Origin of the sequence: Rhizobium sp. CSW-27, assembly GCF_018760785.1 — a bacterium.
In the GTDB taxonomy this organism is placed as follows: Bacteria; Pseudomonadota; Alphaproteobacteria; order Rhizobiales; family Rhizobiaceae; genus Neorhizobium.
The window spans coordinates 253,159-266,979 of the sequence record NZ_JAHHZO010000006.1 but is presented as its reverse complement, the minus strand read 5'-3'; the positions used below and the strand labels follow the sequence as shown (position 1 = coordinate 266,979).

8 protein-coding genes are annotated in these 13,821 nt (G+C 63.6%); 5 read left to right on the top strand and 3 right to left on the bottom strand.

Translation table 11 applies throughout. The features are described from left to right. Positions 1-426: 426 nt before the first annotated feature. From KLP42_RS14235 to KLP42_RS14225, 3 genes are all read right to left on the bottom strand, one after another. Positions 427-2,076: a thiamine pyrophosphate-binding protein gene (locus KLP42_RS14235; protein WP_215567398.1), complete on the bottom strand. Its 1,650-nt coding sequence runs from the start codon at positions 2,074-2,076 to the stop codon at positions 427-429. Next, the gene (gene caiB / locus KLP42_RS14230; RefSeq protein ID WP_215567397.1) at positions 2,073-3,290 is read right to left on the bottom strand and encodes a succinate--glutarate CoA-transferase; all 1,218 of its coding nucleotides are present in this window, start codon (positions 3,288-3,290) and stop codon (positions 2,073-2,075) included. The genes KLP42_RS14235 and caiB overlap by 4 nt, the downstream gene beginning before the upstream one ends. A gap of 232 nt (positions 3,291-3,522) precedes the next feature. Further along, positions 3,523-4,485 carry an alpha/beta fold hydrolase gene (locus KLP42_RS14225; protein WP_215567396.1) on the bottom strand — a complete coding sequence of 321 codons (963 nt, stop codon included), beginning with the start codon at positions 4,483-4,485 and terminating at the stop codon, positions 3,523-3,525. Between the two features lie 90 nt (positions 4,486-4,575). On the opposite strand from KLP42_RS14225, the gene ettA reads away from it, so the two are divergent. From ettA to metF, 5 genes are all read left to right on the top strand, one after another. Continuing rightward, positions 4,576-6,225 (top strand): energy-dependent translational throttle protein EttA, encoded by a 1,650-nt coding sequence (gene ettA, locus KLP42_RS14220; protein WP_215567395.1) that lies wholly within the window; start codon positions 4,576-4,578, stop codon positions 6,223-6,225. A gap of 171 nt (positions 6,226-6,396) precedes the next feature. Further along, entirely contained in the window at positions 6,397-8,649 is a 2,253-nt protein-coding gene (locus tag KLP42_RS14215) for a methyl-accepting chemotaxis protein (RefSeq protein WP_215567394.1), read from the top strand. A gap of 361 nt (positions 8,650-9,010) precedes the next feature. Beyond that, the gene (locus tag KLP42_RS14210) at positions 9,011-11,284 is read left to right on the top strand and encodes a methyl-accepting chemotaxis protein (protein WP_252192982.1); all 2,274 of its coding nucleotides are present in this window, start codon (positions 9,011-9,013) and stop codon (positions 11,282-11,284) included. 136 nt (positions 11,285-11,420) lie between these two features. Continuing rightward, positions 11,421-12,452, top strand: a complete 1,032-nt coding sequence (locus tag KLP42_RS14205) for an ArsR/SmtB family transcription factor (RefSeq protein ID WP_502941302.1) — start codon at positions 11,421-11,423, stop codon at positions 12,450-12,452. Continuing rightward, positions 12,449-13,357, top strand: coding sequence for a methylenetetrahydrofolate reductase [NAD(P)H] (metF, locus tag KLP42_RS14200; RefSeq protein ID WP_215567392.1), 909 nt, complete (start codon positions 12,449-12,451; stop codon positions 13,355-13,357). Before KLP42_RS14205 ends, metF begins: the two co-directional genes overlap by 4 nt. The last annotated feature ends 464 nt before the right edge of the window (positions 13,358-13,821 follow it).

The window sequence follows — 13,821 nt, the reverse complement described above, 5'->3', positions numbered from 1 at the left end:
CTGCTACCGTCGAGGTCCGCGGCCCCTTTGAGTGGGGATGGAATATCCCTGCCTATGCAGCAGGGCGACCGGGGCTCACCATACCGGTCCACCATTTTCGACAATCATTTTTTATGATGGGAGTTCCTTCCGGTCAAGTTGAACGGCGGTCTCTGAGGTGCTTGTCGCAGATGAGGCCATCATTGTGACTGGATGAAATGGGTCGGAAGCGACCATGTCTGTCGCTGGAGCTTCGCGCCAGCAATTTTGTCCTGGGCTACCAAAGGCGCACAATCCGCAAACTGCCCCGAACATATCATTCTTGTCAGCGATCCAAGCCCGCAACCATGCTACACAGATCGCTGCTCTCGTTCGGAGCTTGCCGCCGCTGGCAAGCCGCCATTCCTTCAATGCGGGCGGGGGGTAACCCCGCCCGTCACTCACTTCTCAGGCTTTCTCACGGATCTGCGTCAGCGTCCGGGTCGGGGTAATGGCTTCCGGGGAGAGCATCACCTCGATGATGGCGGGTTTGCCGGAGGCTCTGGCCCGCTCGAAGGCCGGGCCGAACTCCTCCGTCTTCGAGACCCGCTCGCCATGGCCGCCATAGGCTGCCGCGAAGGCGACGAAATCCGGATTGACGAGATCGGTGGCGCTGACGCGGCCCGGATATTCCCGCTCCTGATGCATGCGGATCGTGCCATAGGTGCCGTTGTTGACCAGAACCGTGATGATCGGCAGGCCATAGCGCACGGCGGTTATGAATTCCTGGCCGTGCATCATGAAGCAGCCATCGCCTGCGAAGCATACCACTTCCCGCTCCGGGAAAAGCTGTTTCGCAGCAACGGCGGCAGGCAGGCCGTAGCCCATGGAGCCGGAGGTCGGGGCGGCCTGCGTGTTATAGGACTGGAAGCGGTGGAAGCGGTGCAGCCAGGTGGCGTAATTGCCGGCGCCATTGGTGAAGATCGCTGTCTTCGGCGTGTTCTCCTCGATCCAGTCCATGATCGGACCCATGTGCACGTCACCGGGGCCGGTCTGCGGCGGCGTCGACCATTTGAGATAGGTATCGTGCATGGCGGCGGTGCGTTCGGCCCAGATCGGCCAGGCCGGCGGTTCGAGATCGTGGATCGCCGCGACGAATTCGGCAGGCCCTGCGCAGATGGCGAGATCGGGGCGATAGAGCCGGCCGAGTTCCTCCGGATCGGGGAAGATGTGGATCAGCTTTTGCTGCGGGTAGGGGATGTCGATCAGCGTGTAGCCGGAGGAGGGCATTTCCGACATGCGGGCGCCCAGCAGCACGAGGAGGTCGCTTTCCTTGATCTCCCTGGCGAGCGCCGGATTGATGCCTATGCCGACATCGCCCGCATAGCAGGTGTGGGTGTGATCGAACAGCATCTGCCGGCGGAAGGAGCATCCGACCGGCACGTGGAAGCGTTCGGCGAAGTGGCGGATGCCGGCCACGGCCTCTTCGCTCCAGCGGGTGCCGCCCAGGATGAACATCGGGCGGCGCGCTTCTTTCAGAAGGGCGGCAAATTCCGCCACCTGGCTCTGGCCCGGATGGCTTTCGACGCGGTGATAGGCCTTTGCCTGCGGGGCCTCGACTTCGTCCACCAGCATGTCTTCGGGCAGTGTCAGCACCACGGGGCCGGGCCTGCCGGAGGTGGCGACCGCGAAGGCGCGCGTCACGAATTCCGGAATGCGGCGCGCATCGTCGATCTCGCCCACCCATTTGGCGAATTCGGTGAAGGCGCGGCGATATTCGACCTCCTGAAAGGCCTCGCGCTCGCGGGCATCGCGCTGCACCTGGCCGATGAACAGGATCATCGGCACCGAATCCTGCATGGCCACATGCAGGCCCGCCGAGGCATTGGTGGCGCCCGGGCCGCGGGTGACCATGCAGATGCCGGGCTCGCCGGTGAGGCGGCCCCAGCAATCGGCCATCATCGCCGCGCCGCCTTCCTGGCGGCAGACCAGCACGTCGATGCCGCTGTCATAGAGCGCGTCGAGCACGGCCAGGTAGCTTTCGCCCGGCACGCAGGAGACGCGCTTCACGCCGTTCGCCCTGAGAGCTTCCACGATGAGTTGGCCGCCGGTCTTCATGGGGTCTGCCTTTCCTTTTTTCTTGCCTGTTCTCTTGCGCTCAGTTCGGCAAGCACCTCGCGCGTGTGCTCGCCAAGGGCCGGGCTCGGCCGGTGATAGGTCAGCGGCGTCTGCGACAGCACGATCGGCGTGCGCACGCCTGGAATCGTGGTGCCGTCGGTCGCTTCGAGCTCGATCTTCAGCCCGCGTGCCTCGATCTGCGGGTCGGCAAACATTTCGCCGATGGAATTGATCGGCCCGGCCGGCACCGCATTGGTGCCGCAGGCCGCCAGCAGGTCCGCCTTCGTCCATTTAACGGTCTGCGCGGTAACGGCGGCACGCACCGCATCGCGATGGGCCACGCGCGCCTTGTTGGTGGCATAGCGCTCGTCATCCGCCAGCGCCTCGATGCCGAGAATGGCTGCGAGGCGGCGAAACTGGCCGTCATTGCCGACGGCCAGAATGAGGTGGCCATCGGCGGTCGGCACCACCTCGTAGGGGCTGATGTTCGGATGGGCATTGCCAAGCCGCACCGGCGCCTGGCCGGAAATCAGGTAGTTCATGTTCTGGTTGGCGAGCACCGCCGACATCACGTCGAGCAGGGCCATGTCCACCTGCTGGCCCTCGCCGGTCCTCATGGCATGGATGAGGGCGGCCTGGATCGCAGTCACCGCATAGATGCCGGTAAAGATGTCGGCGATCGCCACGCCTGCCTTCATCGGCTCGCCATCGGGAGCGCCGGTGACCGACATGAAGCCGGACATGCCCTGCACGATATAGTCATAGCCGGCAAGGCTCGCATAGGGACCGTTCTGGCCGAAGCCGGTGATCGAGCAATAGACGAGACGCGGGTTGATCGCCTTCAGGCTCTCGTAGTCGAGACCGTATTTCTTCAGGCCGCCGAGCTTGAAGTTCTCGATGACGACATCGGCATCGACCACCAGCCGGCGCACGATGTCCTGCCCCTCCGGCGTGCTGAAATCCACCGCGATGGAGCGCTTGCCGCGATTGGTGGAATGGTAATAGGCGGCCGAGAGGTTTTCGCCGTCCTTGCCTTCGACGAAGGGCGGCCCCCAGGCGCGCGTGTCATCGCCGCCGTGCGGATTTTCCACCTTGATCACGTCGGCGCCCAGATCGGCCAGCATCTGGCCTGCCCAGGGGCCGGCCAGTACGCGCGCCAGTTCGATGACGCGGATGCCGTCAAGCGGTGGTTTCTTGTGGGGTTCGCTGGTCATGTCTCCTCGCCGGTGTGCGCATGCTGCGGTGTCGGTTCATGTTCCGACATGGCGGACGGCTGTTGCGTCGGCAGTTCCCCCTCATCCGCCCCTGGGGCAGCACCGTCTCCCCGCCCGGGGAAAAGTCCGCCGAGTGAAGCCGAGGCGGGGTGAGGGGCCGCGCGTCACGACAGACGCCTTCCTTCCATCTCCCTCATACTGCCACCACCCGATCACGGCACTTGATATCTAGTCATGAGGTCATTCCCGCGTCGACGGGCTCAGCCGGCGCGGGCAGGCTGGTTTCGGCCCAGGCGGCAAATTCCGCCATGGCTTCCTCGCGGCCGAATTCGTTCAGCGTTTCGTGACGCATCTCGGGATAAATGCGCTTGGTGATGCGCGAAAAGCCGGCGGCGGCGAGCCGGTGCGAGAGCCAGGCGGTGGCTTTCGCGCCATCGGTGGCCGGGTCCTTTCCGCCGCCGACCAGATGGATCGGCAGATCCTTCTTCAGCCGCGAGAGCAGGGCGGGCTCCGTCCCGCGGAAGGTCAGCGCGAAGACGTCGAGCCAGAGGGAGACGCTGACATCGATGCCGCAGAGCGGATCGGCCTCATAGGCCTCCACCTCGGCGCGGTCGCGGCTCAGCCAGTCGGCCTGGCTCCTGTAGTCAGGCATGGAGCGGCCCCAGGTGTCGAAGGTCAGTTTCGGCAGGATGGCGCTCGGCACGTCGGAGCCCTTCAGCGCCCGCTCCGTCTTCAGCACAACCTGCGCCACGCGGCCGAGAAAACCGACGGCGAAATTGGAATTCCAGACGGCAAGCGCATCGTAGGTGCGCGGGTGGCTGAGCGCGGTGTTGAGCGCAATCAGACCGCCCATGGAATGGCCGAACAGCAGGATGGGAAGACCGGGATGTTCTGCTGCAGCGTGATCGGTGACGGCCCGCACATCGGCAATCACCTTGTCGACGCCGTCGTGAACGGCAAAGCGGCCGGAGACTGCATCCGGCGCCGTCGTCACCCCGTGGCCGCGATGATCGTGCCCGTAGACAGCAAAGCCGCGCGCGGCCATGAAGGCGGCGAAGCGGGCATAGCGTCCGCTGTGCTCGCCAAGCCCGTGGCAGATCTGCAGGATGGCGCGCGGGCGCCCCTGTGCCGGCTGGCGGCGCAGCGCAAGCGTGGCGCCCGTCGGGCTTTCCAGCCTGTGGGTTGTGTCGAACATGATGCCTTCCTCCCCGTCCTGCATTGCTCCAGGGCGCCGATTCGCCTAGATAGCTCCCAAACCTCAAGAGACGCCGGAGCGATCACCCTTATGGCACGTCAATTCATCTATCACATGGCCGGGCTGAACAAGGCCTACGGCAACAAGAAGATCCTCGAGAACATTCACCTGTCCTTCTATCCGGATGCCAAGATCGGTATTCTCGGTCCGAACGGCGCCGGTAAGTCGACGGTCCTCAAGATCATGGCCGGCATTGACAAGGAATGGACCGGCGAAGCCTGGCTCGCCGACGGCGCCACCCTCGGTTACCTGCCGCAGGAGCCGCAGCTCGATCCGGCCAAGACCGTGCTCGAAAACGTCATGGAAGGGGTGGCCGACAAGAAGGCGATCCTCGACCGCTACAACGAGCTGATGATGAACTATTCCGACGAGACGGCGGAAGAGGGCGCCAAGCTTCAGGACATCATCGACAGCCAGAACCTGTGGGACCTCGAAAGCCAGGTCGAGATGGCCATGGACGCGCTGCGCTGCCCGCCGGGCGATGCTGCCGTCGACAATCTGTCCGGCGGTGAGCGTCGCCGCGTGGCGCTCTGCCAGTTGCTGCTGCGCCAGCCAGACCTGCTGCTGCTCGACGAACCGACCAACCACCTCGACGCAGAGACGATTGCGTGGCTGGAAAAGCACCTGCGCGAATATCCGGGCGCCATCCTGATGGTCACCCACGACCGTTACTTCCTCGACAATGTCACCGGCTGGATTCTCGAACTCGACCGCGGCCGCGGCATTCCCTACGAAGGCAACTACTCGGCTTACCTGAACGCCAAGGCCAAGCGTCTGGCCCAGGAAGAGCGGGAAGAGGGCAGCCGCCAGAAGGCACTGTCGCGCGAACAGGAATGGATCGCCTCCTCGCCGAAAGCGCGTCAGGCCAAGTCGAAGGCGCGTATCCGGGCCTATGACGAACTGGTGGCGGCCGCCGAAAACCGGCGCCCCGGCGAAGCGCAGATCATCATCCCCGTCGGCGAGCGCCTCGGTCAGGTGGTCATCGAGGCGGAGAACATCACCAAGGCCTATGACGGCCGGGTCCTGTTCGAAAACCTGTCGTTCAAGCTGCCGCCCGGCGGCATCGTCGGTGTCATCGGCCCGAACGGTGCGGGTAAATCCACGCTGTTCCGCATCATCACCGGCCAGGAGCAGCCCGACAGCGGCGAGATCCGCATCGGGGACACGGTGCATCTCGGTTATGTCGACCAGAGCCGCGATTCGCTCGATGGTTCCAAGAACGTCTGGGAGGAAATTTCCGGCGGCAATGACATCATCAAGCTCGGCAAGTACGAGATGAACTCCAGAGCCTATTGCGGTGCCTTCAACTTCAAGGGCGGCGACCAGCAGCAGAAGGTCGGCAACCTGTCCGGCGGTCAGCGCAACCGCGTGCATCTGGCCAAGATGCTGAAGTCCGGCGGCAATGTACTGCTGCTTGACGAACCGACCAACGACCTCGACACCGAAACGCTGGGGGCGCTGGAAGACGCGCTGGAAAACTTCGCCGGCTGCGCCGTCATCATCAGCCACGATCGCATGTTCCTCGACCGTCTGGCCACCCATATCCTGGCCTTCGAAGGCGACAGCCATGTCGAATGGTTCGAAGGCAACTTCGAAGACTACGAGAAGGACAAGATCCGCCGCCTCGGCCCGGATTCGGTCAACCCGAAGCGCGTGACCTACAAGCGCCTGACGCGCTAACGCCACAACGAAGCGTTTCATTTCGTAGCGCTACGAAAGAATTTTATGAATAACGACGGGGCCTTGTGCTGCAATGCAGTGCGAGGCCCGTCACATTTTACATGCCTTTTTAACGCAAATTTTGCGGGACGTCCCTTAAGTGTGGTGCATTGCAACATAAATGGGATTGCCATGACACTCTCGCTCAAGTCCATTTTGGTCGGCATTTTCGCAGCGCTCAGTCTGCTCGTCAGCGTGCTGGTCGGCTCTGCCTTCCTTTCCTCTATCGCCGATTATCGCCGCTATGACGAAATCGTTCGTCTGGCGTCGCTGGACAAGGCGCTCTTCAACACGCTGCTGGCCTTCCGCAACGAACGCGGCGACGGGCCGCCGGCCCTGGCGCTGCCCTCCGACAAGTCGGCCGGTGCCGTGGCGCAGTTGCGCAAGGACCGCGCGGACACGGTGAAGGCCTGGGCCGATGTCGTTTCGACGCGCCCTGATGTTACCGCTAACATTCTCGAAGAGCCGTTGCGCGCCGTCATGACCGACTACAGGATGGTGGAGGGCTTCCGTGATCGCATCGACCAGATGCTGACCCTGCCGCTGGAAGGCCGCGACAAGAGTTTCAGCGGCACCTGGATGAACGAGACCCAGAAATTCCTGACAAGCCTCGAGACGGCCTCCAACCTGATGGGCGAGCGCATCCGCGCGCTCGATCCCTCGATGGTGCCCGTGAGCCAGATCGGCGCGTCGAGCTGGAGCGCTCGTGTGGCCGCCGGCAATGTCTCGCTGGTTCTCAATGAGCCGGTAGCGACCCGGCGTGGCCTGAGTGAAGACGAATATGCCAAGGTGATCGTCGGTGAGGCGCGTATCAGTGCGCTGTGGCAGATCGTCGGTGCTCTGGTTGCACACCCTGCGACCGCGCCGGAACTGAAGGCCGCCTATGCCAAGGGTAATGCCGACTTCTTCACCAGCGATTTTGCCAGCGCGCGCAAGCAACTGATCGACGCGCTGCATGTGGGGCGCGCTCCGACCATGACGACGGATGAATGGCGCACCGGCAACAAGGCATCGCTCGCCTCGCTGGCGGAGGTGGCCTCGGTCTCGCGCGTGGTTCTCGTCCAGCGTGCCGAAGCGGCCATGTCCGGCGCTCTGAGCCGCACTATCAGCTATGCCCTGGTCTTCCTGGCAACGGTGGTCTTCGCCACGGCCGGCATGGCCGTCATCGTCCTGCGGGTCACGCGGCCGATTGCCCGCCTGACCCGCTGCATGGATGCGCTGGCACAGGGCGATCACGGACTTGATGTGCCCGGCATCGCACGGCAGGACGAGATCGGCGGCATGGCCCGCTCCGTCGAGGTCTTCCGGCAGGCGGCCATCCGCAATGCCGAACTGGAGGCTGAGGCGGAGGAAAATCGTCGTCGCGCCGAGGTCGAGCGCCTGGAAATCCAGCGCCTGGCCGAAGAGGAAGCCGAAAGCCGCCTCAATGCGGCAACCGGTGCCTTGGCCGCCGGCCTGAAGCGGCTTGCCGCCGGCGACATGCTGTGCGAGATCGATCAGGAATTCGCACCGCAATTCGAAGGCCTGCGCCACGATTTCAACAGCTCTGTCGCCCAGCTTCGCTCGACGCTTCTTTCGGTCAGCCATGCGGTGACGGCCGTCAACAGCGGCAGCGGCGAAATCGCCGGGGCAACCGACGATCTCTCCCGCCGCACGGAAGGCCAGGCCTCCTCGCTGGAGGAAACCGCGGCGGCCCTCGAACAGATCACCGCCAATGTGCAGTCCACATCGACCCGCAGCGGCGAGGCCCGCGACCTGGTGCGGGCGGCGAGCACGCAGGCGGAGCAGTCCGGCGTGGTCGTCGGCAATGCGGTTGCCGCCATGGAGCGGATCGAGACCGCCTCGCGCCAGATCGGTCAGATCATCTCGGTCATCGACGAGATTGCCTTCCAGACCAACCTGCTGGCACTGAATGCCGGCGTGGAAGCGGCCCGCGCCGGCGATGCGGGCAAGGGCTTTGCCGTGGTGGCGCAGGAGGTGCGCGAACTGGCGCAGCGTTCTGCCAATGCCGCCAAGGAGATCAAGGGCCTGATCGGCAATTCCGAACTGGCCGTGTCCGAGGGTGTCAAGCTGGTGAATGCCACCGGCGAGGGGCTCGGCACCATCTCGCAACTGGTCATGGCCATCAACCAGCACATGGATGCCATCGCTTCCGCAGCGGTGGAGCAGTCCGCGGGCCTGCGCGAGGTCAATACCGCCGTCAACCAGATGGACCATGTGACCCAGCAGAATGCGGCCATGGTGGAGCAGATGAGCGCGGCGAGCGCCGGCCTTGCCCAGGAGGCCGCCCAGCTGTCGGCGATGCTGGAAGGCTTCCGCATCGGCCTCATGGCGACCAAGGCACCCTCCGGCACGGCTGGCGGCCTGCGTCGTCGCGCCGCCTGATCCCCTGAGCTCTCGGTTGCCCTTCGTCCCGTCCGGGGGCGCGACCTTGAAAATGGCGATGGCCGGTACCCTTGCCGGCCATCTCTGCCGGGGCGCAAAGGCGCCTCTGCGAGCATGTCCGCACCGCTTTCCGGGCAGTCGTCCGGGGCAATCCTTGATCGTTCGGTGCCGGCAGCCCGGTTCAAACCGCTTTGGTGCCACGACTACAAGTTCCCGCCCGTTACTTCTTCAGGTGGCAGATAAACTGATCATCAACCAGCTTGCGATGACTACTGGACATGGTTCGGCCTAGGGGGCGGCCATTTTGTGGGCATGTGCCCCGGCCGTGTGATCGGTCGGGGGCAAGGGGGATGATCCATTGATGTCGATCGGCAAGATTCCTTTTCGCAGGGCGCTTTCGCTGCTGAGCTTCGTGCCGCTGGCCGCTGTTGTCGGCCTTGGTTCCATGGTCGGCTGGAAGAGCTACGATGCCTATGACAAGCTGGCGCGGGCAGAGGTCCTGGCCGAGCTTGCCCATGCCGGCGGCGAACTGATGATGATGATGCCGATGGATGCATCCTCATCACCTGCCGAGCGCCCCGCGATCCGTGCCGCAACCGATGCCGCCTATTACGACATGGTCGCGCAACTAACGAAACTGAGCGCGCTTGGCTACAACGATCCTTTCACGAAGAAGCTTCAGGCGGATCTTGATGCCAACTTTGCCCGTATTCCGGAATTCCGGCGGCTCCTCGATGCCGGCGATACCAATCCTATTCTGCCGCTGCGCTATGCGCAGCCCATGGCCTCGTCGGCTCTGGCTCTGTCCTCGCGCGCCGGCATCCTGACGGATGACGTGGCGCTTGCGCGGGACATCCGTGGATATCACGCCTGGATGAAGGTCAATGAAGGCTATCTCGTGCTCAACCGCATGGGGCAGGTCTACATCAAGAACGGCACGTTCGGTAAGCCGGAGCAGGCCCGTTTCGACGGCGCCCTCAACCAGATCCGCAATTTCGAACCCGCCTTCAGAGAACTCATCGCCCCGGATCTGCTCGGCCGCTACGACGCCTTCTTCGGAACGCCGGAAGGCACGATCGTGACCAACATGATGAAGGCCATGGAAAGCCTGGAGGATTTCAAGGGCAAGCCGGAGGAGCTCGGTCCCTTCATTGACGCCATGAACAAGCGTCGCGACTATGTTGCCGGCCTGTTGCGTGAAAACGGCCAGAAGCTGCTCCAGAATGCCGAGAGCCGTCTCGATGCGGCGCGCGGTTCCATGTTGATGATCATCGGCGGTCTGTCCGTCTTCGTTCTCGCGGTGGTCGCCTTCAGCGCCGGCGTGATGCGCAGCCTGTCGTCGTCGATCAGACGCATTGCCCTGTCGATGACCGGCCTTGCGGATGGAGATACGGCAAGCGCCATTCCGTATACGGAACGGAAGGACGAGATCGGCGACATGGCGCAGTCGGTGGAAGTATTCCGCCAGGCGGCAATCCGCAATGCGCAGCTGGAAGCCGAGGCCGCCGCCGGTCGCAGCCGCGCCGAGGCCGAGCGGGCCGGCATGCAGGCGCGCGCCGAGGCAGAGGCCGAGGAGCGTCTGAACCAGGCCACGCGCACCTTTGCCGCAAGCCTTCGCCGTCTGGCCGAAGGCGACATGCTCTGCGAGATCGACACGCCGCTTTCGGCCCAGTTCGAGGCTCTGCGCGCCGACTTCAACACCTCGGTCCGGCAGTTGCGCGAGGCGCTGCTCAGCGTCGGTCACTCGGTCTCGACGGTCACCGATGGCTCCCGGGAGATTTCCGATGCCTCCGACAACCTTGCCAAGCGCACCGAGCAGCAGGCCGCGTCGCTGGAAGAGACGGCAGCGGCGCTGGAGGAAATCACGGCGAATGTCATCGCCACCTCCAAGCGTTCGGCCGAAGCGCGCGATGTGGTGCGCGAAGCGCGCAGCCGAGCCGACCAGTCGGGCGGCGTGGTTCGCAATGCCGTGGTCGCCATGCAGCGGATCGAGGAGGCCTCGCGGCAGATCAACCAGATCATCTCGGTGATCGACGAGATCGCCTTCCAGACCAACCTTCTGGCGCTGAATGCCGGCGTCGAGGCGGCACGTGCCGGGGAGGCGGGCAAGGGCTTTGCGGTCGTGGCGCAGGAGGTGCGCGAGCTTGCCCAGCGCTCCGCCAATGCAGCCAAGGAGATCAAGGCGCTGATCGGCAATTCGACGGTTGCCGTCTCCGAAGGCGTCAAGCTGGTCAGCGATACGGGGCAGGGATTGGCGACCATCGAACAGCTGGTGCAGATCGTCAATTCCCATATGGATGCGATCGCGACGGCAGCGCAGGAACAGTCTTCCGGGCTGGCAGAGGTCAATACCGCCGTCAATCACATGGACCAGGCGACGCAGCAGAATGCGGCAATGGTGGAAGAGATGAATGCGGCTGGTGCAGGCCTGGCCCAGGAAAGCCACAAGCTGAGCGAGCTTCTGTCGCACTTCCAGCTGGGATCGGCCGTACAGCAGCTGCGCAACACCGGAGCCCGGATGCGGGCGGCTACAGCCCCGAGCCCTGCACAGGCTGTCACGCCGCGCGCCGCACCGGCTCCAAGGACACAAGGCAATACCGCCCTCGCGGCGTCGAAGGACTGGGAAGAGTTCTGAGGCCTTGCGGGGTATCGCACCGACAGGCAAAAGGGCGGCCGGCGGGGCGCCCTTTTTCATTTTGTGCGCCTGCTTCGATTCCGGCTTGCCTTCACTCTCGTTATCACATAAAGATATCTTTATATGTTGATTGAGATTGGGTCGTGCTATGAGCTTGTCGCTGGATAGCCTCGTTGGAATTCTGAAGACGGCCGGGGAGCCAACCCGGTTCCGCCTCATTGCGCTTCTGGCCGGCGGCGATCTGACGGTGAGCGACCTGACAGACATTCTCGGCCAGTCGCAGCCGCGCATTTCCCGGCACCTGAAGCTTCTCGCCGAAGAAGGCCTGATCGAACGCTATCAGGAAGGCGCCTGGGCCTATTTCCGCCTGAAGCAGGACGGAGATGCCGCCGTGCTGGCGCGGCGGCTGCTGGAGGGCGTCGATGCGGGCGATCCCGTGCTGGCGCGCGACTATGAACGTCTTGTGACGGTCAAGCGTCTGCGTGCCGAACGGGCGCAGGCCTATTTCAGTCGCAATGCCTCCGAATGGGACGCGCTGCGCCGCCTGCATGTCAGTGATACGGATGTGGAGGCGGCCCTCGTCAAGGTGCTGGGCGACGAGCCGGTGGATGCCCTGCTCGATCTCGGCACTGGCACCGGTCTCGTCCTGAAGATGCTGGAGGCCTCCTATCGGCGCGCCGTCGGTATCGATGCCAGCCGCGACATGCTGGCGGTGGCCCGCGCCAATCTCGACAAGGCGGGCATCGTCAAGGCGAGCGTGCGTCACGGAGACATCTTCAACCTGCCGCTCGAAGCCGGCGATTTCGATCTGATCACCATTCATCAGGTGCTGCACTTTCTCGACGAGCCGGAACGGGCCATCACCGAGGCGGCTCGCGTGCTGCGGCCGGGCGGGCGTCTGGTGATTGTCGATCTCGCACCGCATGCTTTTGACTATCTGCGCGATGAACATGCGCATCTGCGCCTCGGCTTCTCCCACCAGACGGTGGCCGAGTGGCTCGAAAAGGTCGGTCTCACCGTCACGGAGGTGATCGACCTGCCGCCGAAGCAACAGGAGGCGGCTTCGGCATTGACCGTTACTATCTGGCTTGCCCACGCGCCCGCAGAGGCCGCGCTGCTGGCAAGGCCTCATCCCGTTCACTCTCTTCTGTCGGAAGTCGTGTCATGAACCATGTCGCCAAAGCACCCCGTTCCGAATCTGACCTTCGGGTGTCCTTCGAATTCTTTCCGCCGAAGTCACCCGACATGGAGCAGCAGCTCTGGCAGACGGTGCGCGAACTTGCCCGCTACAATCCGGATTTCGTCTCCGTCACCTATGGCGCCGGCGGCACCACCAAGGCGCCGACCTTTTCGGCCGTGGAGCGGATGATCGGCGAGATGAAGCTGTCGACAGCCTCGCACCTGACCTGCGTGGATGCCGATCGTGCCGAGACGCACAAGGTGATCGAGGATCTGCGCGCGCTTGGCGTGCGCCATATCGTGGCGCTGCGCGGCGACCCCGCCAGCGGTATCGGCACCGCCTATGTGCCGCATCCGCAGGGCTATGCCAATGCCGCCGAGCTGGTGGCCGGCCTCAAGGAGATCGGCGGATTCGAAATCTCCGTCTCCGCCTATCCGGAAAAGCATCCGGAAAGTGCGGACGTTTCTGCCGACATTGCCATGCTGAAGCGCAAGGCGGATGCCGGCGCTGACCGCGCACTGACGCAGTTCTTCTTCGACAACGACGTTTTCGAGCGCTACCTCGACAAGGTTCGCGCGGCCGGCATCGAAATCCCGATCATTCCGGGCATCATGCCGATCCAGAACCTGACGCAGCTGAAGCGGTTTGCCAGCCGCTGCGGTTCGACGGTGCCGTCCTTCCTGGACCAGCGCTTCGAAGGCCTGGATGACAAGCCCGAGGATCGTGCCAGAGTGGCGGCCGATGTCGCGGCCGAACAGATCGAGGACCTGATGCGGCGGGGCATCCGCGATGTCCATCTCTACACGATGAATCGCGCGCCGCTGGTTACCGGCGTCCTCCACCGCCTCGGCATTGTGCCGGCAAAGGAGGCGCAGGCCGGAGCCGCGGCCTGAGCCATTATCCACGGCGGGCGACCATGCGTCGCCTGCCACGCTCTTGCAAACGCTTGACTGAAATGGGTCAGTTTCAACTTGCCCTGACCGGGGCCCCTGTCCGTTCCCGGAAAATCAAATGCTCAGACGAAGAGCATGGATGCAACGAACACAAATGCTGCACCGACGAGAAGGACATTGAAGGAATGCGTGCGTCCCATGTCTGCCTCCTTGTGTTGACACACGGAATGTAAGTGCATTTTGCGAGACTTGAAAAGAAAATAATGTGCTGCATTGCGGCACGTTTTTGCCTCATCTGTGTCTAAATCTTGTTCAAGCCATTGAATATGAACGATTTTTTCGTTAATGCGAATAGTGAATAAAGCGTGTAGAAAACAGCGCCTGCCGTTAACGAACGTCACATTTCGTGAGGAATCGGCCTGCCGCTGCTACCACCTGTCACGCTTTGCGACGGGTGCGGAAAG

What these genes read in the sequence shown, in the direction of transcription:
- KLP42_RS14215 (WP_215567394.1), top strand. Translation starts at nt 6,397, where the DNA reads ATGACACTCTCGCTCAAGTCCATTTTGGTCGGCATTTTCGCAGCGCTC.
- KLP42_RS14210 (WP_252192982.1), top strand. Translation starts at nt 9,011, where the DNA reads ATGTCGATCGGCAAGATTCCTTTTCGCAGGGCGCTTTCGCTGCTGAGC.
- ettA (WP_215567395.1), top strand. Translation starts at nt 4,576, where the DNA reads ATGGCACGTCAATTCATCTATCACATGGCCGGGCTGAACAAGGCCTAC.
- KLP42_RS14225 (WP_215567396.1), bottom strand. Translation starts at nt 4,485, where the DNA reads ATGTTCGACACAACCCACAGGCTGGAAAGCCCGACGGGCGCCACGCTT.
- caiB (WP_215567397.1), bottom strand. Translation starts at nt 3,290, where the DNA reads ATGACCAGCGAACCCCACAAGAAACCACCGCTTGACGGCATCCGCGTC.
- metF (WP_215567392.1), top strand. Translation starts at nt 12,449, where the DNA reads ATGAACCATGTCGCCAAAGCACCCCGTTCCGAATCTGACCTTCGGGTG.
- KLP42_RS14235 (WP_215567398.1), bottom strand. Translation starts at nt 2,076, where the DNA reads ATGAAGACCGGCGGCCAACTCATCGTGGAAGCTCTCAGGGCGAACGGC.